Genomic DNA, 25,706 nt, shown 5'->3' on the forward strand with positions numbered 1-25,706 from the left:
GACTTTACAATACTGAAAAGGTATACTTTGATTGAATATCAAATAAAATGAATTTTAGGAGGCAAAAGAGATGAGTAAAATAGTAGTAGTTGGAGCAAATCATGCTGGAACAGCGGCAATCAACACAATTTTATCAAATTACCCAAATGAAGAGGTTGTAGTATTTGATAAAAATTCAAACATCAGTTTTTTAGGGTGTGGAATGGCGTTATGGATTGGAAAACAAATATCAGGGCCTGAAGGATTATTCTACTCTTCTAAAGAAAAATTAGAATGTAATGGAGCCAAAGTTCATATGGAAACTGAAATTAAAAAAGTAGATTTTGAAAATAAAGTTGTATATGGAATAAATAAAGATGGTATTGAAGTGTCGGAAAGTTATGATAAATTAATATTATCAACAGGTTCATTGCCAATAGATTTACCAATTCCAGGTAAGGATTTAAAAAATGTTCAATTTGTTAAGTTATATCAACATGCTGAAGATGTAATAAAAAAATTAGAAAATCAAGATTTAAAGAATATTGTAGTAGTTGGAGCAGGGTACATAGGTGTTGAATTAGCAGAAGCTTTCCAAAGATGTGGAAAAAATGTAGAGCTAGTTGATTTAAGTGATAGTTGTTTATCGGGATACTATGATTTAGAATTTAGAGAAATGATGAAAGAAAACCTTGTGAAAAATGGAATAAATGTAAATTTTGGAGAGAAAGTTTTAGAGTTAAAAGGAACAGACAAAGTAGAAGAAGTAATAACTGATAAAAAAACATATAAAGCAGATATGGTTATTTTAGCAGTTGGATTTATACCAAATAATATCTTAGGAAAAGAAGCTTTAGAACTATTTAGAAATGGTGCTTATAAAGTTGATTTAACTCAAAAAACAAGTTTAAATGATGTTTATGCTATAGGAGATTGTGCAACAATATATGATAATTCTATAGAAGATACAAATTATATAGCTTTAGCAACAAACGCAGTTCGTTCAGGAATTGTTGCAGCTCATAATGTGTGTGGAACAGAACTTGAAAGTATAGGTGTTCAAGGGTCAAATGGAATTTCAATTTATGGATTAAACATGGTTTCGACAGGATTAACACTAGAAAAAGCTATAAAATTAGGATATGATGCTGTAGCCACAGAGTTTGCAGATTTACAAAAACCTGGATTTATAGAGCATGATAATGATAAAGTATTTTTAAAAATAGTTTACGATAAAAATACAAGAAGAGTTTTAGGTGCTCAAATGGCATCAAGACAAGATATTTCTATGGGAATTCATATGTTCTCATTAGCTATTCAAGAAAAAGTGACAATAGATAAAATAAAATTATTAGATATATTCTTCTTACCTCATTTTAATCAACCATACAACTATATTACTATGGCAGCATTAGGAGCGAAGTAGAACATATAAATAGATAGAGTTAATAAAAATAATATACTTTCTTGACATGTAACTAGAGATATTAGATAATAGAGTATAGTATCAGTTACAGGAGGAACAACAATGAGAAACAAAAAAATAATGGCTATGTTATTATTAACAACATCTTTATTAGGAGCATGTAGCTCAGCAACACCAACAAATAAAAAAACTAGTGGTACTGTAAAAGGTGCAGCAGCAGGTGCACTAATAGGTCAGCTAGTTGGAAAAGATACAAAGGGAACTTTGATAGGAGCTGGAATAGGAGCTTTAGCAGGACTAGGATGGGGAGCGTACAAAGATGCTCAGTATAAAGAGTTCTTAAATGCTTTAAACAGTACAAATATAACAGTTACTAACAATAAAGATAATATAAATTTAAGATTACCAGGAGAATCATCATTTAAGAGTGGTAGTGCTGTTTTAAACGGTGGATTCTATGCACCATTAAATTCAATAGCATATATTATGAATAAATATCCAGAGACAAAAATTCAAGTTTCAGGATATACTGATAACACAGGAAATCCTAACTCAAATTTAAATTTATCACTACAAAGAGCCCAAAGTGTAGCTAACTATTTAGCGGCACAAGGTGTATCACCAAGTAGAATTTCTAGCATAGGTTATGGAGATAGAAATCCAGTTGCTTCAAATGCTACTCCAGAAGGAAGAGCATTAAATAGAAGAGTAGAAATAAATATATACCAACAATAATTAAAAAAAAGGCTTTTTAGCCTTTTTTTAATTTGTAGAAGAAATTTAAAAAAAAATAGTAGATATATAAAAAAGAGAAGGTGAATTAAAATGGAGAAAATAAGATTAATGTTAGAAAGTTATTTAAAAGCTCCCGGAATTATAAAAAAATTAAAATTATCATGGGGATATTTTATAGGAGGAGTTGTAGGGATAATAATATTAATATTTTTTTATTGGCTTTCAGGTTATATTGGAGATTGGATCTTCAATAAAATAAATATTATTTTTGATGTTAAGAGTTATGCAGGTTTATTTAGATGGCTTATTATTTTTATAATTAGAACAATAATGGTAGCTATTGAATATTTCTTTTTTAAAACAATACTTTTAGGTATATTGGCTCCATTTTTTAGCTATATTTCAGAAAAAATTGAAAACTATCAAGAAGGAACTGAATATGGATTTACTTTAAAAGAAAATTTTAATTTTATACTTAGAGGTATAAAAATAGCAAGTAAAAGCTTTGTAAAAGAAATAATTTACACTTTTATTGTAATTTTATTAGGTTTTATACCTATCGTAAACTTAATCGTTCCTATTTTGATTTTTTTAATACAAAGTTATTTTATATCGTATAATTTTGTTGATTACACTTTAGAAAGACATAGATTTTCTCCAGAAGAGAGTGCCAAATTTATGAAGGAAAATAGAATGGTATTTACTTTAGGAGGAGGAATATTTACGTTGATATATTTTATCCCTGTTATAGGTATAGTTATAGGACCTATTATTAGTATTGTTGCTTTTACAATGACAACATTGAAAATTTTGAAGCTCCAAAATGTAATTAAGGAGTAAAAAAAAGCTTTTTAAGTATTAAAATAATCATTTTATTCTAAAAGAGTTATTTTTTTTCCGAAATAGTATTATAATCTATTGTGAAAAGAAATCAAAAAAAGGGAGGTTTAAAATGATTAGTTTTATAGGATCATTAATAGCTTTAATTTTAGGTTATGTAATTTATGGAAAGTATGTTGAAAAAGTATTTGGAGTAAGTGAAAACAGAGAAACTCCTGCAGTGCGTTTAGCAGATGGAGTAGATTATGTTGAATTAGATTGGAAGAAAGCTTTTTTAATTCAGTTTTTAAATATAGCTGGATTAGGACCAATATTTGGTGCAGTAGCAGGAGCTTTATGGGGACCAGCAGCATTTTTATGGATAGTTTTTGGATGTATATTTGCAGGAGCAACACATGATTATTTATCAGGTATGTTATCTGTTAGACATGATGGTGCAACAATAGCAGAGATTGTAGGTCATTATCTGGGAGATAATGCAAAAAAAATAATGAGAGTATTCTCAGTTGTTTTACTAGTATTAGTAGGAGTTGTATTTGTAAATGGACCAGCAGGAATTTTAGCAAGTATGACAAGTATAAATACATTGACATGGGTAGCAGTAATAGTAGCTTATTATATGTTAGCAACAGTTCTTCCTGTAGATAAGTTAATTGGAAAAATTTATCCAATATTTGGAGCATCATTAATAATAATGGGAATTGGAATTGGTGGAGGATTAATTTTAAAAGGATATAATATTCCAGAAATTTCAATGGTAAATCTTCATCCAAAAGGAACATCTATATATCCATATTTATTTATAACAATAGCTTGTGGAGCAATATCAGGATTTCATGCAACACAATCTCCGTTGATGGCTAGATGTATGAAAAATGAAAAAGAAGGTAGAAGAATATTTTATGGTTCAATGATAGCAGAAGGAGTTATAGCACTAGTTTGGGCAGCAGCAGCGATGACATTCTTTGGAGGAACAGAAGGATTAATGAATGCTGGTCCAGCAGGAGTTGTAGTAAATACAATATCAAATAGTATTTTAGGTAAAGTTGGAGGAGCTTTAGCACTATTAGGAGTTGTAGCATGTCCAATAACATCTGGAGATACAGCTTTTAGAAGTGCTAGATTAGCTATTGCAGATGCAATAAACTATAAGCAAGGGCCTGTAAAAAATAGATTTATAATTGCAATACCATTATTTGCAGTAGGAATTGGATTATGTTTTATAGATTTTGCAATAATTTGGAGATATTTTGCTTGGGCAAATCAAACATTAGCTACAATAGCTTTATGGGCAGGAGCAGTTTATTTAGCAAATGAAGGAAAAAATCACTGGATTGCAACAATTCCAGGAGTATTTATGACAGCAGTTGTTACTACATATATATTAATAGCACCAGAAGGATTTAGATTATCAGAAACAATAGGATATGTAGTTGGTATAGCAGGAGCAATAGTTGCTTTAGGATTATTCTTAAAGAAGATAAATAAAAAAGAGGCTGTTAAAGCATAATAAAAAGGAGCTTAAAAAGCTCCTTTTTATTATTTTATAGTTAATATCTCTTTTAGCTCTTTAACTTTATTTCTACTAACAGGAATTTTAAAGTTACAGTTTGAAACTTTCAAGATATAAGTTCCATTAAACCAGGGTTCTACTTCAACAATCTTATCAATATTTACAATATAAGAACGATGTCCTCTGAAAAAGATATTTTCTGATAAAATATTTTCAAGTTGTGAGATTTTCAATTTAGATGTATACATATTAGATGCTGTAAAAATATGAGTTTCTTTTTCATCAGCTTCAATATATAGTATATCATCAGTAGATAAAACAACCATTTTAGAATCTAGATTTACAGTTATTTTTTTGATATTAAAATCTTTAATTAGATTTTCATTATCATTTTTATTAAGTTCTTCTACTAAATTATTTAAAACTTTTATAATTCTTTCTTCAGAATAAGGTTTTAGAATATAATCAAAAGCTTTAATTTCAAAGGCATCTATTGCAAAATCTTTATATGCTGTTATAAAAACTAACTTTATATTTTTGTTAAATCGATGTATGATTTTACCTAAACTCATCCCATCTAATTCTGGCATATTTATATCTAAGAAAACAACATCGACATTATTTCCTTCAATATACTTTAAGGCATCTATGGGATTTTCAAACTCTTTATTGATTTGAAAATTATTGTTGTTATTAATAAAATATTTTAACTCCTCTCTAGCAGGGAATTCATCTTCAATAATTACACAATTAAGCATCTATTCCTCCTGATTTATATAAAATGATATTTTAGTTCCTTTTTCAAGTTTTTCAATTAATAAACCTTTACCATATATAAGTTTTAAACGATTGTGAACATTTTTTAGACCAATATTTTTTTCAATTTTTTTATTAATATTGTTAATAATATCTTGATCGATTCCAACTCCGTTATCTTCAATGGAAACTAAACATTTCAAATAAACTTTTTTTATAGAAATTTTAACTATTCCACTTTCTCTTTGTTTTAAAATACCATGTTTAATACTATTTTCAACAAGAGGTTGAATTGTTAAACTGGGAATTTTTATTGTATCTAAATCTTCATCAAAATCATAAATAATTTCAAATCGATTATGAAAACGTGCCTTTTCAATATTGATATAAGCTTTAACTTGTTCTAATTCCTTTTTTATTGGAACTAAATTAACAGAATTTTCAAGATTGTATCTTAAATAAGTTGATAAATCTATTATTATTTCCCTTGCCCTAGTTGGATTAAATCTTACAAAAGACGCGGTAGTGTTTAAAGCATTGAATAAAAAATGTGGATTTATCTGATTTTGAAGAGCTTTTAATTCAGCATCTCTAGCCATAGTTTTTAAATTTTCCATTTTACTAATTTCTAATTGAGTTGAAATTAATTGGGATAGACCAATAGCTAAATATTTTTTTCGTGCTGTAATATTTTCTTCATTTTTAAAATAAATTTTTAAAGTTCCAGAAACTTTTTCATCTTGAAAAAGAGGAGCGATTATACAAGACTTGATACCTTCTTCAGAATAGGAAAAATCATTAAATTCACTATTTCTATCAAAAATTAAAATCTCACCAGAACTTAAAACTTTTTTTGTGCCTTCACTTTGAATCTCTCTATCTTTAAGACAAAGATTGTTATTTTTAGAAGCATTAGCAATAATAACTTCTTTATCAGTTATAACTACAATCTCAGCTTTCAAGGACTCTAAAAGAATTTTACAGATACTATCTAGAGATTCTCCTTTTTTAAAGAAGGGTAAAGTTTTATTAGCAATTTCAAGAGCTAGTTTAGCTTGTGTTCCTGCTTCTCTTTCTTTCTCCTCTAAAATCTCTTCAGTAATTATAATGATAACGGCGACTCCAATTCCATTTATAAAAATCATAGGAAGGTATAAATTTTTTACAATATCCATAGCAAGAATTTTATCTTCTGCAAAAAGAAGTATAAAAAGCATACTTAAGTTTTCTACAAAAACACCAGCAAAAAATCCCAAAAGAGATCTATTGTTAGAGTTTGCTTTTTTATATAAATAGCTTGTTATAAATCCCCCAAGAATAGTAGCTATAGCACATGGAATAGCTGTTAGTCTGCTAACACCAACAGAAGCTCTATGGATACCAGCAACAATACCAGAGATTATAGCAACTTCAGGACCAGCAAGCATCCCACCAACGACAACACCAATATTTCTTGTATTAGCAATGGCTCCCTTGTAATCAACACCAATATAAGTTCCTAAGATAGCTAAACTAGAAAAAGTAAGCGAGAGTAGAAGCATATCTTTTTTTGTATATTTTTCTCTACTAAAAATACTACGAGCACTCTTAAATCGAGAGAAGAAAAAAGCGATAGCTATTATATACCCGAGGGTATTGAAAAGTTTATGAGCTAATTCAAACATTAAAACACCTCAAAATTATGATATTAATTATATCATATAAAAAAGAAAATTAACAAATGAGAGAAAATAATTGTTATAATAGATAAAAAAATATTTAAGGAGGAGTATCATGTTTTCAGTTAATTATAAAGTTACAATATCAGATATAAATTATGGAGGACATATGGGTAATGAAAGAGCGTTGTTGTTATTTCAACAATCTAGAATAGAGCTGTTTAAAAGTTTAGGAGTAACTGAAATAAATGTTGGAGACAATGTCGGTACAATTCAAAAAGATGCACATGTTTATTATAAAGGCGAGGTATATTTAGGAGATGAATTGACAATAATAATAAAAAATATAGATATAAAAAAAACATCATTAAATTTTATATATAGCGTAGAAAAAAGTGAGGGAGGAGTTGTATTAGAGGGGAGTACAATCATTGTAGCTTTTGATTATGGAAAGAAAAAGGTAGCAAGATTCTCTCAAGAGTTTTTAAATGAATTAGAAAAAATCTTTTTATAATATAAATATTATGAGGTGTGCATATGAGTTTATTTAAAGATTCAAGAATAAAATATTTAAAAAATGATAAGAAAGCAGAAGGACAACATATAATATATTGGATGCAAGAAAGTCAAAGAACGAGATATAATTTTGCTTTAAATGAAGCAATATATTTATCTCAAAAAAATAAAATACCTCTTTATGTTGTATTTAATTATTTAAACAGTTATCCAGAAGCATCTAAAAGACATTACGATTTTATGCTACAAGGTTTAAAAGATGTAAAAGAATCTCTTGATCAAAAAGGTATCAAGTTTATTTTATTAGAAGGAGATCCTTTAGAAAATATAATTAAAGTCTGTAAAAAAGCAAAAGTTGTTATTTGGGATAAAAGTTATTTGAAAAACCAAAGGGAAGTAAAAGAGAAATTGCTAAAATGTATAGATAGTACAATTTTAGAGATTGAAAGTAATGTTATCATTCCTGTGGAGTTAGTTAGTACTAAAGAGGAGTATAGTGCAAAAACTTTAAGAGATAAATATAGAAAAATAGAAACTTTAAATGAAGAAAGTTTTAATGAAGAAAAATATTTTTTTATAGAAAATTTGGATAATGTTCTAGAGGAGTTAGACTGTTCTGATAAATATATACCAAAGATAAAAAAAAATTTAGATGGAGGTTTTTTAGGGGGAGAGAGGGAAGCTGTAAAAATTTTAGAGAGTTTTATAAAAAATGATTTAAAATTTTATTTAAATAAAGGACCTGATAATGAAAGAAGTTCGAAATTATCACCCTATTTACATTTTGGGCAAATATCTCCTGTAGAAATTAAACATAATATTGAAAAATTAAGTAATGAATTGATTAATGAAAAAAATAGTTTTTTAGAAGAAGTTATAATAAGAAGGGAATTAGCAATTAATTTTGTCTACTATAATAAAAATTATGATAATTGGCTAGGAATAACATATGAGTGGGCTTATAAAACATTAGAAAAACATGCAAATGATAAAAGAAAATATATTTATAGTGAAAAGGAGTTGGAAGAGTTTAAAACACACGATAAATATTGGAATGCGTGTCAAAAACAGATGTTAGATATGGGATATATGGATAGTTATATGAGGATGTACTGGTGTAAAAAAATATTAGAATGGAGTCTTACTCCCCAAAAAGCATATGAAATAGCAATAAAGCTTAATAATAAATATTTTTATGATGGAAGAGATCCTAACTCTTATGCAGGAGTTGCTTGGTGTTTTGGAAAGCATGATCGAGCATGGAAAGAGAGGGAGGTATTTGGTAAAGTTAGATATATGAATAGCGATGGGTTAAAAAGAAAGTTTGATATAGAAAAATATGTAGAAAAATATTTAAAATAAAAAGGAAAAGTAATCTGTTTGAACAACAATAGTATATAACACTTTAAAATTTAAGGAGGAGTTAAAATGAAAAAAATAAAGTTGATTTCATTATTAGCATTAAGTGTATTTATATTAGCATGTTCAGGTGAAAAAGAAGAAGCAAAACCAGCAGCAACACCTACAACAACAGAGTCAACATCAGTTCCAGGAGATAAAGTTTCTACTGATGAAAATGCACAAAAAATGACAGAAAAGCCATCTACAGAGAATGCAGTTCAGGAAGCTGTAACAGAGAATGCTGAAAATGCAACTAAATCAGCAGTTGAAACTGTTGAAAAAGCAACTGATAAAATTGGGGAAGAGTTAGATAAGGCTGGAGATAAAGCAAAAGATAAGATAGATGAAGGCGTAGATGCAATAAAAGAAAAAGTTGCTAACTAAAATAGAAAAGGAGTAGATATTCTACTCCTTTAATTTTTACGAGTCTTCTTCAAATTTTGTGTAAATTCTAAAAAATTAGAGTAATATTTTATATTTTTTAGGGATGATTTTTTTTAAAGTCATCCCTTTTTAAATATCCATTTTTACATATTTTAGTGTAACTTTAACAAAGTGGACGAATTTTCCACTTTATTAATTTTATAAATTCATACGCTTAATTTTAAATTCTTCCTTCAAAATATATTTGAAATTGTGAAATCATTTGCCCCCAATCTCTTTGACGGCTTGTCCATTTTTTAGTAATGTCTTGTGTTGCTAAGTAAAGCATCTTTAGTAAACTATCATCTGTTGGGAAAACTGACTTGTTTTTTGTGACTTTTCTTAGCTGCCTATTGTATCCTTCGATTGTATTTGTAGTATAAATTAAGGTTCTTATTTCTTGAGGATATTTAAAATATGTTGATAATCTAGACCAGTTATTTTTCCAAGATATTGCAATCTTTGGATATTTTTTACCCCATTTTTCGTCGAATAACTCTAAGTTTAATAGCGCGCTCTCTTCTGTAGTCGCTTTATACACTAGCTTTAGATCAGCGATTAAAGCCTTTATATCTTTATATGATACAAATTGTGTAGAACTTCTTATCTGATGAATTATGCATTGCTGAATTTGAGTTTGAGGATAGACAGCTTCTATAGCATTGGCAAACCCTATAAGTCCATCAACACAAGCAATTAATATATCTTCAACTCCTCTTGATTTAAGTTCATTCAGTTTACTAAGCCAAAACTTAGCAGATTCATTTTCTCCAACCCACATTCCAATAACATCTTTCTCTCCAGATGAACTAATTCCAATAGCTATGTATACAGCTTTTTTTACAATTTGTCCTTCACTTCTTACATGATAGTGGATAGCATCCATAAAAACAATTGGATAAACTGCCTCTAAGGGACGAGTTTGCCATTCTTTAACAAGAGGAAGGATCTTATCAGTAATTCTAGTAATAGAACTATCCGAAACTTGATAACCATAGATTTCTTCGATATGTGACTCAATATCACTAGTTGTCATTCCTTTAGCATACATAGAAATTATTTTAGCTTCTAAGTCTTGCCCAATTGTATTTTGATGTTTTTTGACAACTTGAGGTTCGTATTCGCCATTTCTATCACGGGGAACATTAACCTCAATTTCACCAGCGCTACTTTTAAGTTTCTTAGAGCTATAGCCATTTCTTGAGTTGTTAGAATCTTTATTTCGATAGTCATACTTAGTATATCCTAACTCCTCTTCTAGCTCTCCTTGATAAAACTCTTCTATCATAACCTTCATCATATCTTTAAAAAAAGTATTAAGATCATCAGGACTAGAGATAGGATTTTGTTTCAAAAATTCTCTCACTTTAATTCTTTTTTGCTTTTCTTCTTCAGACATATTTCTTCTCATAAAAAAACCTCCAAGTTAGATAATTTAATATTACCCCAACTTGAAGGTTTACACAAATATTTAATTAGACCCATTTTTACTTAAAATTTCTTCTAATTTTTCATAAGTGAAGCTAACAATTTCGCTACAACTAACATTTGATTTTTTCAAATCTACACAAAGTTCAGAATTAAACTTATTTTTAATTTCTTTTAGTAAATCATTAGCCAAAGATCTAGCTTTATTCTCTTCTTGATAAGTTTCTCTACCCTTAAGATAGCCAATAACAAGAACAGCGGCATTAACAGCACCACAAAGGCTACCAATAGTTGCTCCAGTTCCCATACCGCTTCCTAAAGCAACAGGAATTTCAGTATTGTTATTTTTATTAAATGAATCAATAATAGATTCAGCACAATTTAACTGTCCTTTAACATAAGTTACTTTTTTATTCATAAAACACTCCTTTAAAATAGAATACCTAATTGATTATATTATTCAAAAGTACTGGTGTCAATGATTAGTATAAATAAAATCAATTTGAAAAATAGTTGATAAAGGAGTAAAGTATTATAAATTTATATCATAAAGGGGGAAGTTATGGTATTAAGAAAATATAGATTGGTTGCGGTTTCAATTTTTAGAATTTTTACAGAAATTTTATATGAGATTTTAAAAAAGTTCTCAGTTATTTATTATTTATTATTTGTTTTTGGATTATTATTTTCAATAAAAAATAACAATGTAACTAAAGAGGCTGTTATAGTTTCAACATTTTTTTTAATTTTTACATGGGGATACTGCAAGTTTTACAATAAATTACATAATTTTTTATATCGAATAGAATTGGAATTAACTTAAAAGGAGAACTCTGTAGTTCTCCTTTTAAGTTCTTAATATGTGTAAGTAAAAGCTTTTTCAGTTAAAACTTTAATCTTAGAATAATCGATATCTTCATCTTTAGAAGAACATCCTCCAGATGAACATCCTCCAGAAGAGCACCCACCTTTAGAAGAACACCCTCCAGAAGAGCAACTACCACAAGAAATTTCATCTTCTCCTTTTTCATAATCAGGATTTCTTTTAAGAAAATCATCATAGCTCTCTAAATATCCTTGGTTTGTTAGAGAGATATATATTTCTTCAAGTTCAATAGAATCAATACCTAAATTTTTCATAATGGCACCATCACTATAAACCATTCCACTTTTTAAAAATTCTAAAACATTTTTTTCTATATTATTCATAAATTTAATCACCTCATTTGTTCGAATAACACATTTTAGCACAAAAAAAAAGAATTGTTAATTTTTTTGCAAGCATGGTATAATGGAGTAAAAGTCTATACTATATTGTTGGAGGATTAATGGAAGAAAAAGTTTTTGAAACAAAAAAAGAAATGGTTGAATATTCAATAAGAAGTACTTATAGAAAGAAAATATGGTCGAAATTTACAAAGGCGATAAAAGACTTTGATTTAATACAAGATGGAGATAAAATAGCTGTAGGAGTATCAGGTGGAAAGGATAGTTTATTATTATCAAAATTATTTCAAGAATTAAAAAGAGATAAAAGTAAAAATTTTGAAGTAGCCTTTATATCAATGAATCCAGGATTTGGATCTATGGATTTAGAGCAATTTAAAATTAATTTAGAAGAGCTTGGAATTCCATGTGAAATATTTGATGCAAATGTTTGGGAAGTGGCCTTTGAATCGTCTCCTGATAGTCCTTGTTTTTTATGTGCAAAAATGAGAAGAGGAGTTCTTTACAGCAAGGTAGAGGAGTTAGGATATAATAAATTAGCTTTAGGACATCATTTTGATGATTTAGTAGAAACTACTTTAATAAATATGTTTTATGCAGGGACTACAAAAACAATGATTCCTAAAGTAAAATCAACAAGTGGAAGATTAGAGTTAATAAGACCATTAATTTATATAAAAGAAAATGATATTATAAATTTCACGAAAAAAAATGAAATTATGGCAATGGCTTGTGGCTGTCCAATTGAATCTGGGAAAGTTGATTCAAAGAGAAAAGAGATTAAAAATCTACTATCGACTTTAGAGAAAACAAATCCTCAGATAAAGCAAAGTATATTTAATTCGATGAAAAATATAAATTTAGATTATGTATTAGGGTATGTATCTGAAGCAAAAAAAGGAGAGTAGTGTGTTAAAAATAGATAATATAAAAGAGTTAAATGGCTACACATTTCAATCTTTTACTTTTGAAGTTAAAGAAAATATAGTTTTAATTAATAATTTAAAAGATGAAATAAAAATAGAGATAACGTATACTGAAAATAAAATAATAAAATTAATTGATAAAATTTATAAACAAACAGGATTAAAAATAAATTTAAATAAATTAGATGATAGAGAAATTTTATCGTTTATTCAAGATAAGGGTTTTGAAAAAACATTATGGAGCCCAATAGGAAGGGCAATGCATGATTACAATATGATTGAAGAGGGCGATAGAATTGCTGTTGGGATATCAGGAGGAAAAGATAGTTTAACAGTTTTAAATGCTTTAATAAGAATAAAAAAAATATCGGGAATAAATTTTGAATTATTTCCAATTCATATTCATCCAGTTGAAGAGGGTGGGAAATATGGTGATATAAAAGACTATTGCTCTAAATTAGGAGTAGAATTACAAGTAATAGAGACATCAATAGGTGAAAGTATTTTGACTAATGAAGATTTAAAAAATCCATGTTTTATGTGTGCAAGAGTAAGAAGAGGGCTTCTGTATAAAGAGATGAAGAAACAAAATATAAATAAGTTAGTATTAGGTCATCATAAAGATGATATAATAGAAACGTTTTTATTAAATATTTTATATCAAGGAAATATGGGGGTAATGAAACCTGCTTATCATTCAGAGGAGTATGGGTTGAAAGTTATTAGACCTTTAGCATATGTGGAAGAAAAAGAAACAATCAGGTATGCAAAAAAATTAGGATTACCAATTTTACATAATGACTGTCCATATGAAACAAGTGATAATTCAAAACGTTTAAAAGTAAAAAAGATGATAGAGGAATTGGCAAAAGATAGTCCAAATGTAAGAAGTGTAATGTTAAATAGTATAAAAGATCTATTTGTTTAAAGAAAACTTTGATTATTAAAGTTTTATCCTTGACAAATGTTATTTAGTGGAATATAATTCATGTATAAATAACAAATAATACTAGGAGGTTTATTCTATGACGCCATTAGTTTTTGCAGAACAAAATAAAGAGTTTGTTATAAAAGAGATAAAGGGAAGAGATAAAGATAAGAATAGACTAACAGAAAAAGGATTTTGTATAGGAAATAAAATATGCTTACTAAGAGATGATCAAAGTAACTATATAGTAAAAATAAATGACACTAAGTATGTTTTAAATTTTGGATTAGCAAATAAGATAATAATTGACAATGAATAATATTAAATCACAGTTATCTACTGTGATTTAAATTTTCCAAATATATTTTGAGTTTCAAAATATATTTATAACTAATAAGTTGGGAGGCTTGGAATGAAATTAACAGAGTTAAAAAGAGGAGAATCAGCTAAAATCGTCAAAATTGGGAAAATTGGCGAATTAAAAAAAAGGTTAGTTGATATGGGTGTAACAGCTGGAGAGATAATAAAACTTGAAAGAAATGCTCCTTTAGGAGACCCACAAGAGTTTATTGTAAAATCAACAAATATCGCTATAAGAAAACAAGATGCACAAAATATTGAAATAGAGATAGATGGATAGGAGATTAAAGATGATAAAAATAGCATTTACAGGAAATCCAAATGTAGGAAAATCAGCATTAATAAATGCAATAGCTGGTTCAAATTTAAAAGTAGGAAACTGGGCTGGTGTAACAGTTGAGAAAAAAGAGGCTGAGTTTGAGTATAAAGGTGAAAAAATTCAATGTATTGATTTGCCAGGAGTTTATAGTTTAAGTCCATATACTTTAGAAGAAACTATAACTAGAGACTTCATAATTAATGAAAAACCAGACGTTATAATTAATATAGTTGACTCTACAAACTTAGAGAGAAACTTATATTTAACAATGTTATTAAAAGAATTAGAAAAACCGATGATTATGGCTTTAAATTTTTATGATGAATTTGAAAAGTTAAATTATAAATTAGATGTTAAAAAATTTGTAGATATGATTGAGATGGATGTGATAATGACATCTGCAACAAAAAGAACAGGGGTTCAAGAGTTGCTTGATAAAGCGTTAGTTATAGCAAAAGAATCTAAAGAAAATAAAAAATATACATTGTTATTTGATAAATGTTTAGAGGAAGCTATTGGAGAAGTTAAATGTAAAATAAATTGTGATGAAAAGTTACAAAAAGCTTCTGAAAAATTTGGAATGGACTTTTTAGCAATAAAATTATTAGAGCAAGATAAGCATTTATTAGAAATTTTAAAAACAGAGTATAAATATGAAGAGGATAGTAGTATATTAAAAATTACAAAACAGCTTGAAGATGATCACGATGAGGATATTGAAACTATATTTGCAGAAGGAAGATATGGAACAGTTAAAGGAATATTAGCTAAAACATTTACAACTTCAATAAAATCTAGATTAGATTTTACAGATAAGGTTGATAGAGTTCTATTAAATAAATATTTAGGGTTACCAATATTTTTCTTAATAATAGTAGGATTAATGGGAACTGTATTTAATGGATCAGCTCCTTTAATCGATTGGGTTGATGGATTTGTAAATGATTATATAGGTAAATATGTAAGTATGTTAATAGATGAAAATACTCCTAATTGGTTAGCATCATTAGTTATGGATGGAATTTTAGGAGGGGTAGGAGGAGTAGTTGTGTTTGTTCCTCTTATGTTATATTTATATTTCTTCTTAGCAATATTAGAAGAAAGTGGTTATATGTCTAGAGTTGCTTTTTTAATGGATAAAATAATGACAAAATTAGGATTAAATGGTAAAGCCTTTGTTCCTATGGTATTAGGATTTGGATGTACAGTTCCAGCAATTTATGCTACAAGAACTTTAGAGGACGAATCATCAAGAAGACTGACAGCAGCGATGGCACCATTTATGTCATGTGGTGCTAGACTTCCAGTATATGGATTATTTACAGCAGCATTCTTTGGTGCTAAAGCTGGAATGGTTGTAATGTCATTATATGTATTAGGAATTGTTGTGGCTATTTTAACGGGATTAGCTTTAAAGAATTTTGAAATGTTTAAGGCCGAGGGAAGAGCGTTGCTGATAGAGTTACCACCGTATAGAGTGCCAAGTTTAAGAGTTATTGTAAAATCAACATTGACTAGAACTGGATCATATTTAAAAAAGGCTACAACAATTATAATGGGGATGCTAATGATTTTATGGGCATTAACATATTTTCCAAATAATGGAGATACTGCAAACTCTTATATGGCTAAATTTGGAAAAACGTTCCAAGGAGTTCTAAAGCCAACAGGATTTGCGGATAGATGGGAAACAGTTGCAGCAATACCACCTAGTTTAGCAGCAAAAGAGATAGTAGTAGGATTTATGGCACAAGTATTAGTAGGAGATAAGGATGCTCAAGAGATTGAAGATGAGGTAAATCATGAAACGACATTTATAGAGGATACTGTTGATCAATTAGCAGGGCTAGGAGTGGCTATTAAAGATTCGATACTTGGTGTTGTTAGTTTAGATGTTAAGGGGCTGTTTAGTGTTCCTGATGAATCTGAGATTGAAGAGGAAGGAAGCGGTGTTGTAGCAGCTACAAAAATGTTGTGGACAGATGAGTTAGCTCCTTTAAGAGCATATTCATTTATGGTATTTATTTTATTAGTAGTTCCTTGTGTTGTAACATTAGGAGCTATAAAACAAGAGTTTGGATATAAGTTTACAGGATTTATAATAGGGATGTTATTAGTAGTACCATACATCGTGTCAACACTTGTATTCCAAATTGGAAAGTTGTTTTTTTAACTTTTCTATCTGAGGAGGCAAATATGAAAACTTTAGTTTTAATAGGGATAGTTGCAATAATTGGAGGAATAGCCTTAAAAAGTTTATATAAAATGTTAAAAGGTGAAAGTGGATGTAGCTGTTCAAAAGGCAAAAATGGGAATTGTAGTTTAAAAGATAAATGTAAACATTAATTTTAAATAAAAAGGAGTAATTCATCGAATTACTCCTTTTTATTATTCATCATCTTTTAACCAATGAACTTTTTCGGTTGAATCATCAGGTTCAATATCAACACTCATCATATTATAGATAAAATCGTCTAAAGGACAAACTAAAACAGCCATAACTACATTATCAGGAAGTCCCATTCTAAAGCTTTTTAATTTTTTTAAAAGTAACTCTACTTTGAAACCAGATACGATAAGGTGAAAAACAGCTTCAGATCCAGGCCAAACATGGTTATTTAAGTGTCTAATTCCATGTTCCCAGCTACCTTCTAGTTTAGATTGAATAGTATAGTAATGAAAACCAATTGAATGTAAAAATGTCTGTAGATTATTTTTTTGAGAATCATTAATATATATAACTACTCTTTTTGTATTTTTTCTATCAACAACCATAAAAGACCGCCTCCTATAAAATATGATTAATACTTTATTACTATATTTTTTTTAAAAAATCAATATATGAATATGGTAAAAATTCTTACAGAATAAGAACATGTAAAAAAACAACTCATAACTAATAAATAAAAATTTAAAAAAAGTACACATTTTTATAAATCTATGTTATAATCTAATGAATGAATATAAATAATTTAAGGAAGTGAATATGGAAAAAATATTAACATTTAGAGATTTAGGTTTAACTGAAAAAACTTTAAAGCCTCTAGAAAAAAAAGGTTTTGAACAGCCAAGTCCAATACAGGCTTTAACTATACCAGCATTATTAAATGGAGAAAAGGACATAATTGGTCAAGCACAAACAGGAACAGGAAAAACTGCAGCGTTCTCTTTACCAATTCTTGAAAAAATAGAGAAAAGTACAGGACATGTACAAGCTATAATATTAGCGCCAACAAGAGAGTTAGCAGTTCAAGTAGCTGAAGAGATGAACTCATTAGCACACGGAAGAAAATTAAAAATAATTCCAGTTTATGGAGGACAATCATTAGAGCAACAAAAAAGACAACTTAACAAAGGTGTTGATATTGTTGTAGGTACTCCAGGAAGAGTAATGGATTTAATGAACAGACAGGTTTTAAAATTAAATAACATTGATTATTTCATATTAGACGAAGCAGATGAGATGTTAAATATGGGATTCGTTGAGGATATTGAGCATATCTTAACTCAAACTAACGAAGATAAAAGAATGTTATTCTTCTCAGCAACTATGCCAGCAGAAATTTTAAAAATAGCAAAATCTCATATGAGAGAGCATGAAGTATTAGCAGTTAAGAAAAAAGAATTAACAACAAACTTAACAGAGCAAATTTACTTTGAAGTAAAAGAGAAAGATAAATTTGAGGCTTTATGCAGAATAATTGATATCGAGTTAGATTTCTATGGAATTGTTTTTTGTAGAACTAAAAATGATGTAAATGAGCTTGTAGGAAAATTACAAGATAGAGGATATGATGTTGAAGGATTACACGGAGATATCAGTCAAAATCATAGAGAAGTTACTTTAAGAAGATTTAAAAATAAAAACTTAAATATTCTTATTGCAACAGACGTAGCAGCAAGAGGTATAGATGTAAATGATTTAACACATGTTATAAACTATGCAATTCCTCAAGAGGCAGAAAGTTACGTACATAGAATTGGAAGAACAGGAAGAGCTGGAAAACAAGGTACAGCAATAACATTTATAACTCCATCTGAGTATAGAAAGTTACTTCAAATTCAAAGAATAACAAAAACAGAGATTAAAAAAGAGCAAGTTCCAGGAGTAAAGGATGTAATCTTAGCTAAGAAAACTAGATTGTTTGATAGTGTTAAGAACATTATATCAAATGGAGATGCAGAATCTTACTATGATATGGCAAAAGAATTATTAACTCAAGAGACAACTCCAATTGAAGTTATAGCAGCTATATTAAAGAATTTCTATGATGAGGAATTAGAGGAAACAAACTACTCTGATATAGAGAGTGTTTCACTTGATAAAACAGGAAAGACAAGACTATTTATAGCTCTTGGTAAGAAAGATAAAATGACTCCTAGAAAATTAGTTGACTTAATATCTAAAAAGACTAAAGTTCATGAATCAAAATTAAAAGGTGTAGAAGTATATGAGAACTTCTCATTTGTTTCTGTTCCATTTGTTGAGGCTGAAACAATAGTTGATATTTTCCAAAAAGATAGAAAAGGAAAGAAACCTTTAATCGAAAAGGCAAAACAATCAAGAAAGTAATTGAATAAAAATAAAAAAGCTGTAACTAGGGAAACCAAAGTACAGCTTTTTTCAACATAAAAATGGGAGAGTGTTATGAAAAAGAAAATCTTAATATTGTTATTTTTGATAATAACAATACCAGTGGCTCTTTTTAAATTTTATTCAATAAAAATAGAGGAAAAAAGAGATTATAAAGTTCAAGTTAATCTAAAACAAGGTACAAGTTTAACTAGTGTTTTTAATAAATTGGGAATTGATAAATCAATTATTTTTAAAATATTTTTAAAATATGAAAAAAATTCAGGTAAAAATATAAAAGCTGGATTTTATGAATTTGATGGAAAATATTCATATAAAGATATACTTCAAATGATGGAAGAGGGGAAAGTTAAGTATACTATTTTGACGATTCCAGAGGGATATTCAATAAAAGAGATAGGTAAATTACTTCAAGATAGAGGTATTGGAACAGAGGAAGGATTAAAAAAAGCGCTAGAAAATATAAAAGACTTCCCATATTTAACACCAAATGGGAACTATGAAGGGTATTTATATCCTGAAACTTACTATCTTTCAGTAGATACTAATGAAAATGAGATAGTAAAAGCAATGACAGGAGAATTTTTAAAAAAGTTTCCTCCAGAAAAATATCCTGATAAGAAAAAATTTTATCAGGAATTAATTATGGCATCGATTATTGAAAGAGAAGCACAATTAAAAGATGAAAAGCCTTTAATGTCATCAGTTTTTTATAATCGTTTAAAAAAAGGGATGAATTTAGGTTCAGATGCAACGGTAAACTATATATATGATTACACTAAAAGAAGAATGTATTATAAAGATTTGAAGATAGATTCTCCGTATAATACATATATGTATAAAGGATTGCCACCAGGGCCAATATCTAATCCAGATTATAACTCTGTTATGGCAGCAATAAATCCAGCTAAGACGGATTATTTGTTTTTTGTAGTAACTAGTAATGGAAAACATACATTTACAAAAACATATAAGGAACATCTAGAGGTTCAGAAAAAAAGTAATAAGTAGTTAGGAGAGATATAAATTATGGAGAAAGTAGTTTTAGTTGGAATAAATAGTCAGTTTATTCACACAAACTTAGCAATTAGATATTTAAAGAATTACGTTGAAAAATATAGTAGTTTAAAAATAGAGTTATATGAAAGCAATATAAATAATCAAATTCAAAGTATAATAACAGATCTGTTTAGGTTAAATGGAAATCACTACATTTTTTCAACATATATATGGAACAAGGAATATGTTTTTAGTATTATAAAAGAGCTAAAAAAGATAATGCCTCATATAACAGTGACTCTTGGAGGACCAGAAGTTAGTTATAATGCAAAGGAATCATTGATAGAAAATAAATCTATTGATTTTGTTTTAGTAGGAGAGGGAGAAAAGGTACTTTTAAATTTTTTAACTAATGAAAATAAGAATCAAAAAGGAGTAGCTTTTTTAAAGTCTGGAGAGTTTGCATATTTAGGTGATGAATTTCCAATAGAAAATTTAGATACAATACCATTTCCATATAATGACGAAGAATTAAAAGAAAATATAAAGATTTTATATTATGAATCAAGTAGAGGATGTCCTTTTAGTTGTTCATATTGTTTATCATCTATAGATAAAGGTGTTAGATATCTATCTTTAGAGAGAGTAAAAAGTGACTTAAAAAGATTTTTAGATTCAGGAGTAGAATTAGTAAAATTTGTAGATAGAACTTATAATTTAAGAAAAGATAGATATTTAGGAATTTGGGAATATTTATTAGAAAATTATAAAGAGGGAGTAACATTTCATTTTGAAATAAATGCTAATATTTTTGATGAGGAAATAATCGCTTTTTTAAAGAAAGTTCCAGATGGATATTTCCAATTTGAAGTGGGAGTTCAAAGTATTAATAAAGAAACAATGGATAGTATAAATAGAAGAAACTTGTTAGAAAGGCTAAGAAATAATATTAAAGCGATATCTAAAAATATTCATTTACACGTGGATTTAATAGCAGGATTACCATATGATACATATGATACGTTTAAAGATTCATTTGATTATGTATATGATTTAGATGCTGAAATGATTCAACTTGGATTCTTAAAAATTTTAAGTGGAACAAAAATAGCTAGTGAAATAGAGAAGTATGACTATAAATATATAGAATTTCCTCCATATGAAGTACTTTCTAATTGTTTTATAAAATATGAAGAGCTAGTAAAATTAAAAAATGTAGAAAAAATGTTAGATTACTATTATAATTCTGAGAAGTTTAAGTATTCAGTAAAGTTTATAATAGAAAATTATTATAATAGACCATTTGACTTTTTTGAAGATATTTCAAATTATTATGATAAACAAAATTTGTTAGGGCTAGGTCATAAAGTTGTAACTATTTTTAATAATTTAGTTAAATTTTTTGAAGAGAAAAATTTTCAAGGAAAAAATATTTTTATAGAGTATTTAAAATTAGATTATTTACTTTTAGGAAAGCCAGGTGTATATCCTGAATGGTTCATTTCTAATAAAGATAAAGAAAAATATAATAATATAATAATTGAAAAAGATTTTATATCTTCAAGAGAGGGATATAAAAAGACTGAGTTTGAAAAATTTAATTATGATGTATTAAATAACAAAAATGGAGAGATTGAAATATTTTTTAACTATACAAAGAAAAAAACAATTTTAGAAACTTTTTAGTTAAAAATAAGAGGTAAAAAGAGTTTTAAAAAGAGGCTCTATATGGTATAATTCTATAAAATACTGTTTTAAAGGATAAAATTATGTTAAAAAAAATTTTGAAAAAAATAAAAGATGAAAAATTAATACAAGAGGGCGACAAAATAGTTCTTGGTTTTTCAGGAGGACCAGATTCAGTATTTTTATTAGAAGCTCTAAATTATGCTAAAAAAGAGATAAATTTTGAGTTTGTTTTAGCTCATGTTAATCATTTGTTAAGAGGAGAAAATTCAGACACAGATGAAAAATTTAGTATTGAATGTAGTGAGAGATTAAATATACCAATTTTTGTAAAAAGAGCTTCGATAGAAGAGATTGCTAAAGAAAATAATATAGGTTTAGAAGAAGCTGGAAGATTTATTAGATATGAATTTTTTAAAGATATATTGAAAAAGATTTCGGGTAATAAAATAGCAATAGCTCACAATTTAGACGATCAAATCGAAACATTTCTATTTAGACTTATTAGAGGTTCATCTTTAGAAGGATTAGAAGGAATTCCAAATAGAGAAAATATTATTAGACCAATTAATGAGGTCTATAAAAATAATATTTTAAAATTCTTAGATGAAAATAAAATTAAATATAGAATAGATGAAACTAATTTTGAAAATGATTTTACAAGAAATAGTATAAGATTAGATTTGATACCTTGGATTGAAAAAAGATACAACAATAATTTTAAAGACAAAATTTTTAATTTGATTTCAGAAATTAAAGAAGTGAATAAGATTCTAGAAATTGATTTAAAAAAATACGAAGATTTTAAAGATAATAGATGGTCTTTAAATATAGATTTAATTGAATTAGAAGAAAATTATATTCAAAGAAAGATAATTAATGAGTATTTAAAAAAATATAATTTAGAAGGTTCAAGAGAAAAAATAGGAAACATTATAAAATTATTGAATACTAATGGAAGTAAGGTAATAAAATTAGAAAAAGGTTTTATATTGAAAAAACAATATAAAAATATTTGGATAGAAAAGGAAAAAAAAGATAAATTAGAAAAAGTTAATAAACTAGTTACAGAAAAAATACCGTTTAAAATCATTTTTAATAGCTATGTTGTAGAAGCTATAGAGGATAATAAAAGTTTTGGTAAAAATGAATTTTTAACAAATTTAAAAATAGGTGACACTATAGAGATTAGAATGAGAAAGGATGGGGATAAGATAAGACCTTTAGGAATGGAATCATATAAAAAATTAAAAGATGTTTTTATAAATGAGAAAATTCCAAAAGATTTAAGGGGAGAAATACCATTAATATTAAAAGACGATGAAATCGTTTGGGCTTCAGGCGTAAAAAAGAGCGAGAGTTTTAAGGGTGAAGAAAATAAAAAGGGAATTAAGCTAATCATAAGGAGGCAAGATGAAGAATAGAGAAGATAATGAAAAAATGGCATTGTATAACTTCATTGAAGAGGAGCCAAAAAAAGATGAAAGCGACGATGATGAAGCTGAGAAAAACAATGACAAAAAATCAAATGAGGAAAAAGAAAAAGAAGAGTTAGAGGAAAGAAAAAGAAAAATTAAAGAAAAATTAAAAGAGGGTATAGATAAAGGAAAACAAGATAAAGATTCAAATGACTCAAGAGAGTTAGGAGGAAGATTTAACTTAAAAGGATTTGTGATGTTATTATTTATAGTAACAATAATTTTATCTCTTCCAACAATGTTTTCTAAGTCAGATTCAACAAATGTAAAAACAATAAGTTACACAGATTTTTTACAAGATGTAAAAGATAATAAGTTAGTTAGAGTAGATGAAAGAGAAGGGTATATATATGGATATACTGCTGAAAAAGATGCATCTGCAGTAAAAGCTAGAATGATAACTGATAGACTTGGAGGAGATTTACAACTAGTTGATTTAATAGAGAATAAAAATATCCAAATACAATCTTTACCACCACAAGAGTTACCATTTTTATTAAATATGCTAGCATCTTGGTTCCCGATGTTACTGTTAATTGGAATTTGGATTTTTATGCTTAATAAAATGAATAAAGGAAGCGGTGGAGGACCACAAGTTTTCAATATGGGTAAATCTAAAGCTAAAGAAAATGGTGAAAATGTATCTCAAGTTACTTTTGCTGATGTAGCTGGAATAGATGAAGCAAAAGTTGAATTAGAGGAAATTGTTCAATTTTTAAAAGAGCCTGATAAATTTAAAAATTTAGGTGCTAAAATTCCAAAAGGAGTTTTATTGCTAGGTGCTCCAGGAACAGGTAAAACACTTTTAGCTAAAGCTGTAGCTGGAGAAGCTGGGGTTCCATTCTTTAGTATGTCAGGATCAGAATTCGTAGAAATGTTTGTTGGAGTTGGAGCTTCAAGAGTTAGAGATTTATTTTCTAAAGCTAGAAAAAACTCTCCATGTATAATCTTTATAGATGAGATTGATGCAGTAGGTAGAAAAAGAGGAAGTGGTCAAGGTGGAGGAAACGACGAGAGAGAGCAAACACTTAACCAACTTCTAGTAGAAATGGATGGATTTGGAAGCGATGAAACAATAATAGTATTAGCTGCAACAAATAGACCTGAAATACTAGATAAAGCTTTAATGAGACCAGGAAGATTTGATAGACAAGTAGTAGTTGATAGACCTGATATAAAGGGTAGAGAGGCTATTTTAAAAGTTCATTCAAGAAATAAAAAGTTTGCATCAGATGTTGATTTTGATGTAATAGCAAGAAAAACGCCAGGATTTGTAGGAGCGGATATTGCAAATATGTTAAATGAAGCGGCTATATTGGCTGCAAGAGCTGGTAGAGATGAAATAAATATGTCTGATTTAGAAGAAGCTTCTGAAAAAGTTACAATAGGACCAGAGAGAAAATCAAGAATGGCAGTTCAAAAGGAAAGAATTATAGTTGCTTATCATGAAGTTGGTCATGCTATGACTCAAAGATTGTCACCACATACAGAACCAGTTCACAAGGTTACAATAATTCCTAGAGGAATGGCTGCTCTTGGGTATACAATGACTCTTCCAACAGAGGATAGATATTTAAAATCAAAAAATGAGTTTTTATCTGAGCTTGTAACACTTTTAGGAGGAAGAGCATCAGAAGAAGTTGTATTTGGAGACATAACTACAGGCGCTAGTAACGATATAGAAAGAGCTACAGCAATAGCTCATGCTATGGTAACTAAATATGGTATGAGTGATAAATTTGGACCAATAATGTTAGATGCTACTCGTGATGGAGATATGTTCCAACAAAAGCTTTATGGAGAAACAACTTCAAAAGAGATAGATGATGAAATAAGAAGATTAGTAACGACAGCTTATAATAAAGCAAAAGAGATTTTAACTGAAAATAGAGAAACATTAGAGAATATAACTCAGGCATTGTTAAGATTAGAGACTATAACAGGTGAAGAGTTAGATGAGATGTTAAAAGGAAAAACTGTTGAAAGATTAGAAGAAGAAAACAGAATAGAAGAAAAATTAGCAGACTTAAAAGAAGAAGAAAATAAATTAAGAGAAGAATTAAAACAGAAAGCCTCTCAGTCAGTTTTAGAAGATCAAAAAGAGGATAAGACAGAAAATTAGACTTTACTAAAATAAGATATTGTGTTATAATAATAACAATCTATGCTAGGATTTACGATTAAGCCCCGTAAACCTTGGCTTAGATATTAAATATTCAGGAGGAAATAAAATGGCTATAAACAAAGCAGAAATCATCAGCGCTTACGGAAAAGACGGGAAAGATACAGGATCTACAGAGGTTCAAATCGCTATCTTAACTGCACAAATCAACCACTTAACTAATCACTTAAGAACTCACAAGAAGGACTTCCACTCAAGATTAGGATTATTAAAAATGGTTGGAAAAAGAAAGAGACTTTTAAGCTACTTAATGAGCAAAGATATCGAAGGATACAGAGCTCTTATTGCTAAATTAGGAATCAGAAAGTAATATTAAAACGAGGAAGTCTTCC

The 25,706-nt window shown here is 28.1% G+C and carries 26 protein-coding genes; 20 read left to right on the top strand and 6 right to left on the bottom strand.

Annotated features, from left to right (window positions below; genetic code table 11):
- Window positions 1–70 precede the first annotated feature (70 nt).
- The 4 genes from nox (at window position 71) to H5J23_RS05220 (ending at window position 4,490) form a co-directional block, all read left to right on the top strand.
- Window positions 71–1,405 (top strand): H2O-forming NADH oxidase, encoded by a 1,335-nt coding sequence (nox, locus tag H5J23_RS05205; protein ID WP_185891209.1) that lies wholly within the window; start codon window positions 71–73, stop codon window positions 1,403–1,405.
- A gap of 102 nt (window positions 1,406–1,507) precedes the next feature.
- A complete protein-coding gene (locus H5J23_RS05210; RefSeq protein ID WP_023050087.1) occupies window positions 1,508–2,140 on the top strand; it encodes an OmpA family protein in 633 nt (210 codons plus the stop codon).
- A gap of 90 nt (window positions 2,141–2,230) precedes the next feature.
- A complete protein-coding gene (locus tag H5J23_RS05215; protein ID WP_185891211.1) occupies window positions 2,231–2,980 on the top strand; it encodes an EI24 domain-containing protein in 750 nt (249 codons plus the stop codon).
- 112 nt (window positions 2,981–3,092) lie between these two features.
- On the top strand, window positions 3,093–4,490 hold the full coding sequence (locus H5J23_RS05220; RefSeq protein ID WP_023050085.1) for a carbon starvation protein A: 1,398 nt from the start codon (window positions 3,093–3,095) through the stop codon (window positions 4,488–4,490).
- Window positions 4,491–4,519: 29 nt separating this feature from the next.
- Here H5J23_RS05220 and H5J23_RS05225 read toward each other — a convergent pair whose 3' ends face one another.
- Together H5J23_RS05225 and H5J23_RS05230 are read right to left on the bottom strand one after the other, a co-directional pair.
- The gene (locus H5J23_RS05225) at window positions 4,520–5,251 is read right to left on the bottom strand and encodes a LytTR family DNA-binding domain-containing protein (RefSeq protein WP_185891213.1); all 732 of its coding nucleotides are present in this window, start codon (window positions 5,249–5,251) and stop codon (window positions 4,520–4,522) included.
- A complete protein-coding gene (locus tag H5J23_RS05230) occupies window positions 5,252–6,913 on the bottom strand; it encodes a LytS/YhcK type 5TM receptor domain-containing protein (RefSeq protein WP_023050083.1) in 1,662 nt (553 codons plus the stop codon).
- A gap of 109 nt (window positions 6,914–7,022) precedes the next feature.
- On the opposite strand from H5J23_RS05230, the gene H5J23_RS05235 reads away from it, so the two are divergent.
- The 3 genes from H5J23_RS05235 (at window position 7,023) to H5J23_RS05245 (ending at window position 9,208) form a co-directional block, all read left to right on the top strand.
- On the top strand, window positions 7,023–7,421 hold the full coding sequence (locus H5J23_RS05235; protein ID WP_185891215.1) for a thioesterase family protein: 399 nt from the start codon (window positions 7,023–7,025) through the stop codon (window positions 7,419–7,421).
- A 23-nt stretch (window positions 7,422–7,444) separates the two neighbouring features.
- Window positions 7,445–8,785, top strand: coding sequence for a deoxyribodipyrimidine photo-lyase (locus tag H5J23_RS05240; protein ID WP_185891217.1), 1,341 nt, complete (start codon window positions 7,445–7,447; stop codon window positions 8,783–8,785).
- Window positions 8,786–8,851: 66 nt separating this feature from the next.
- Complete coding sequence (locus H5J23_RS05245; protein WP_185891219.1) at window positions 8,852–9,208, top strand: hypothetical protein; 357 nt, start codon at window positions 8,852–8,854, stop codon at window positions 9,206–9,208.
- Window positions 9,209–9,428: 220 nt separating this feature from the next.
- Here the strand turns inward: H5J23_RS05245 and H5J23_RS05250 are convergent, their stop codons facing one another.
- Together H5J23_RS05250 and H5J23_RS05255 are read right to left on the bottom strand one after the other, a co-directional pair.
- Entirely contained in the window at window positions 9,429–10,646 is a 1,218-nt protein-coding gene (locus H5J23_RS05250) for an IS256 family transposase (RefSeq protein WP_221892802.1), read from the bottom strand.
- Between the two features lie 72 nt (window positions 10,647–10,718).
- Window positions 10,719–11,093 carry a C-GCAxxG-C-C family (seleno)protein gene (locus H5J23_RS05255; RefSeq protein ID WP_185891222.1) on the bottom strand — a complete coding sequence of 125 codons (375 nt, stop codon included), beginning with the start codon at window positions 11,091–11,093 and terminating at the stop codon, window positions 10,719–10,721.
- A gap of 144 nt (window positions 11,094–11,237) precedes the next feature.
- Between H5J23_RS05255 and H5J23_RS05260 the strand changes: the two genes are divergently transcribed.
- On the top strand, window positions 11,238–11,498 hold the full coding sequence (locus tag H5J23_RS05260; protein WP_023050078.1) for a hypothetical protein: 261 nt from the start codon (window positions 11,238–11,240) through the stop codon (window positions 11,496–11,498).
- 32 nt (window positions 11,499–11,530) lie between these two features.
- Here H5J23_RS05260 and H5J23_RS05265 read toward each other — a convergent pair whose 3' ends face one another.
- Window positions 11,531–11,884 (bottom strand): hypothetical protein, encoded by a 354-nt coding sequence (locus H5J23_RS05265; RefSeq protein WP_185891224.1) that lies wholly within the window; start codon window positions 11,882–11,884, stop codon window positions 11,531–11,533.
- 119 nt (window positions 11,885–12,003) lie between these two features.
- Here H5J23_RS05265 and H5J23_RS05270 point away from each other — a divergent pair, with 119 nt between their 5' ends.
- The 6 genes from H5J23_RS05270 to H5J23_RS05295 all read left to right on the top strand — a co-directional run bounded on the left by H5J23_RS05270 (window position 12,004) and on the right by H5J23_RS05295 (window position 16,781).
- Window positions 12,004–12,810, top strand: coding sequence for an ATP-binding protein (locus H5J23_RS05270; protein ID WP_023050076.1), 807 nt, complete (start codon window positions 12,004–12,006; stop codon window positions 12,808–12,810).
- A 1-nt stretch (window position 12,811) separates the two neighbouring features.
- Window positions 12,812–13,756 carry an ATP-binding protein gene (locus H5J23_RS05275; protein ID WP_257162814.1) on the top strand — a complete coding sequence of 315 codons (945 nt, stop codon included), beginning with the start codon at window positions 12,812–12,814 and terminating at the stop codon, window positions 13,754–13,756.
- A 97-nt stretch (window positions 13,757–13,853) separates the two neighbouring features.
- The gene (locus H5J23_RS05280; protein WP_023050074.1) at window positions 13,854–14,075 is read left to right on the top strand and encodes a FeoA family protein; all 222 of its coding nucleotides are present in this window, start codon (window positions 13,854–13,856) and stop codon (window positions 14,073–14,075) included.
- 93 nt (window positions 14,076–14,168) lie between these two features.
- Entirely contained in the window at window positions 14,169–14,396 is a 228-nt protein-coding gene (locus H5J23_RS05285) for a ferrous iron transport protein A (protein WP_023050073.1), read from the top strand.
- Between the two features lie 10 nt (window positions 14,397–14,406).
- Window positions 14,407–16,608: a ferrous iron transport protein B gene (gene feoB, locus H5J23_RS05290; protein WP_185891228.1), complete on the top strand. Its 2,202-nt coding sequence runs from the start codon at window positions 14,407–14,409 to the stop codon at window positions 16,606–16,608.
- 23 nt (window positions 16,609–16,631) lie between these two features.
- Entirely contained in the window at window positions 16,632–16,781 is a 150-nt protein-coding gene (locus H5J23_RS05295; protein WP_023050071.1) for a hypothetical protein, read from the top strand.
- A gap of 42 nt (window positions 16,782–16,823) precedes the next feature.
- Here H5J23_RS05295 and H5J23_RS05300 read toward each other — a convergent pair whose 3' ends face one another.
- Window positions 16,824–17,210, bottom strand: coding sequence for a PG0541 family transporter-associated protein (locus H5J23_RS05300; RefSeq protein WP_023050070.1), 387 nt, complete (start codon window positions 17,208–17,210; stop codon window positions 16,824–16,826).
- 211 nt (window positions 17,211–17,421) lie between these two features.
- Here H5J23_RS05300 and H5J23_RS05305 point away from each other — a divergent pair, with 211 nt between their 5' ends.
- The 6 genes from H5J23_RS05305 to rpsO all read left to right on the top strand — a co-directional run bounded on the left by H5J23_RS05305 (window position 17,422) and on the right by rpsO (window position 25,684).
- On the top strand, window positions 17,422–19,008 hold the full coding sequence (locus H5J23_RS05305) for a DEAD/DEAH box helicase (protein WP_185891230.1): 1,587 nt from the start codon (window positions 17,422–17,424) through the stop codon (window positions 19,006–19,008).
- Between the two features lie 75 nt (window positions 19,009–19,083).
- Window positions 19,084–20,040, top strand: a complete 957-nt coding sequence (mltG, locus tag H5J23_RS05310) for an endolytic transglycosylase MltG (RefSeq protein WP_023050068.1) — start codon at window positions 19,084–19,086, stop codon at window positions 20,038–20,040.
- An 18-nt stretch (window positions 20,041–20,058) separates the two neighbouring features.
- The gene (locus H5J23_RS05315) at window positions 20,059–21,714 is read left to right on the top strand and encodes a B12-binding domain-containing radical SAM protein (protein ID WP_185891231.1); all 1,656 of its coding nucleotides are present in this window, start codon (window positions 20,059–20,061) and stop codon (window positions 21,712–21,714) included.
- An 83-nt stretch (window positions 21,715–21,797) separates the two neighbouring features.
- On the top strand, window positions 21,798–23,138 hold the full coding sequence (gene tilS, locus H5J23_RS05320; protein WP_185891233.1) for a tRNA lysidine(34) synthetase TilS: 1,341 nt from the start codon (window positions 21,798–21,800) through the stop codon (window positions 23,136–23,138).
- On the top strand, window positions 23,128–25,314 hold the full coding sequence (ftsH, locus tag H5J23_RS05325) for an ATP-dependent zinc metalloprotease FtsH (protein ID WP_023051111.1): 2,187 nt from the start codon (window positions 23,128–23,130) through the stop codon (window positions 25,312–25,314). The genes tilS and ftsH overlap by 11 nt, the downstream gene beginning before the upstream one ends.
- A 109-nt stretch (window positions 25,315–25,423) precedes the next feature.
- Window positions 25,424–25,684: a 30S ribosomal protein S15 gene (gene rpsO, locus H5J23_RS05330; protein ID WP_023051110.1), complete on the top strand. Its 261-nt coding sequence runs from the start codon at window positions 25,424–25,426 to the stop codon at window positions 25,682–25,684.
- Window positions 25,685–25,706: the final 22 nt, after the last annotated feature.

Origin of the sequence: Cetobacterium sp. 2G large (assembly GCF_014250655.1) — a bacterium.
GTDB classification, from domain to species: Bacteria; Fusobacteriota; Fusobacteriia; order Fusobacteriales; family Fusobacteriaceae; genus Cetobacterium_A; species Cetobacterium_A somerae.

Bases quoted from the DNA above. Each gene is read 5' to 3' on its own strand.
- nox (WP_185891209.1), top strand. From the start codon at position 71: ATGAGTAAAATAGTAGTAGTTGGAGCAAATCATGCTGGAACAGCGGCA.
- H5J23_RS05210 (WP_023050087.1), top strand. From the start codon at position 1,508: ATGAGAAACAAAAAAATAATGGCTATGTTATTATTAACAACATCTTTA.
- H5J23_RS05215 (WP_185891211.1), top strand. From the start codon at position 2,231: ATGGAGAAAATAAGATTAATGTTAGAAAGTTATTTAAAAGCTCCCGGA.
- H5J23_RS05220 (WP_023050085.1), top strand. From the start codon at position 3,093: ATGATTAGTTTTATAGGATCATTAATAGCTTTAATTTTAGGTTATGTA.
- H5J23_RS05225 (WP_185891213.1), bottom strand. From the start codon at position 5,251: ATGCTTAATTGTGTAATTATTGAAGATGAATTCCCTGCTAGAGAGGAG.
- H5J23_RS05230 (WP_023050083.1), bottom strand. From the start codon at position 6,913: ATGTTTGAATTAGCTCATAAACTTTTCAATACCCTCGGGTATATAATA.
- H5J23_RS05235 (WP_185891215.1), top strand. From the start codon at position 7,023: ATGTTTTCAGTTAATTATAAAGTTACAATATCAGATATAAATTATGGA.
- H5J23_RS05240 (WP_185891217.1), top strand. From the start codon at position 7,445: ATGAGTTTATTTAAAGATTCAAGAATAAAATATTTAAAAAATGATAAG.
- H5J23_RS05245 (WP_185891219.1), top strand. From the start codon at position 8,852: ATGAAAAAAATAAAGTTGATTTCATTATTAGCATTAAGTGTATTTATA.
- H5J23_RS05250 (WP_221892802.1), bottom strand. From the start codon at position 10,646: ATGTCTGAAGAAGAAAAGCAAAAAAGAATTAAAGTGAGAGAATTTTTG.
- H5J23_RS05255 (WP_185891222.1), bottom strand. From the start codon at position 11,093: ATGAATAAAAAAGTAACTTATGTTAAAGGACAGTTAAATTGTGCTGAA.
- H5J23_RS05260 (WP_023050078.1), top strand. From the start codon at position 11,238: ATGGTATTAAGAAAATATAGATTGGTTGCGGTTTCAATTTTTAGAATT.
- H5J23_RS05265 (WP_185891224.1), bottom strand. From the start codon at position 11,884: ATGAATAATATAGAAAAAAATGTTTTAGAATTTTTAAAAAGTGGAATG.
- H5J23_RS05270 (WP_023050076.1), top strand. From the start codon at position 12,004: ATGGAAGAAAAAGTTTTTGAAACAAAAAAAGAAATGGTTGAATATTCA.
- H5J23_RS05280 (WP_023050074.1), top strand. From the start codon at position 13,854: ATGACGCCATTAGTTTTTGCAGAACAAAATAAAGAGTTTGTTATAAAA.
- H5J23_RS05285 (WP_023050073.1), top strand. From the start codon at position 14,169: ATGAAATTAACAGAGTTAAAAAGAGGAGAATCAGCTAAAATCGTCAAA.
- feoB (WP_185891228.1), top strand. From the start codon at position 14,407: ATGATAAAAATAGCATTTACAGGAAATCCAAATGTAGGAAAATCAGCA.
- H5J23_RS05295 (WP_023050071.1), top strand. From the start codon at position 16,632: ATGAAAACTTTAGTTTTAATAGGGATAGTTGCAATAATTGGAGGAATA.
- H5J23_RS05300 (WP_023050070.1), bottom strand. From the start codon at position 17,210: ATGGTTGTTGATAGAAAAAATACAAAAAGAGTAGTTATATATATTAAT.
- H5J23_RS05305 (WP_185891230.1), top strand. From the start codon at position 17,422: ATGGAAAAAATATTAACATTTAGAGATTTAGGTTTAACTGAAAAAACT.
- mltG (WP_023050068.1), top strand. From the start codon at position 19,084: ATGAAAAAGAAAATCTTAATATTGTTATTTTTGATAATAACAATACCA.
- H5J23_RS05315 (WP_185891231.1), top strand. From the start codon at position 20,059: ATGGAGAAAGTAGTTTTAGTTGGAATAAATAGTCAGTTTATTCACACA.
- tilS (WP_185891233.1), top strand. From the start codon at position 21,798: ATGTTAAAAAAAATTTTGAAAAAAATAAAAGATGAAAAATTAATACAA.
- ftsH (WP_023051111.1), top strand. From the start codon at position 23,128: ATGAAGAATAGAGAAGATAATGAAAAAATGGCATTGTATAACTTCATT.
- rpsO (WP_023051110.1), top strand. From the start codon at position 25,424: ATGGCTATAAACAAAGCAGAAATCATCAGCGCTTACGGAAAAGACGGG.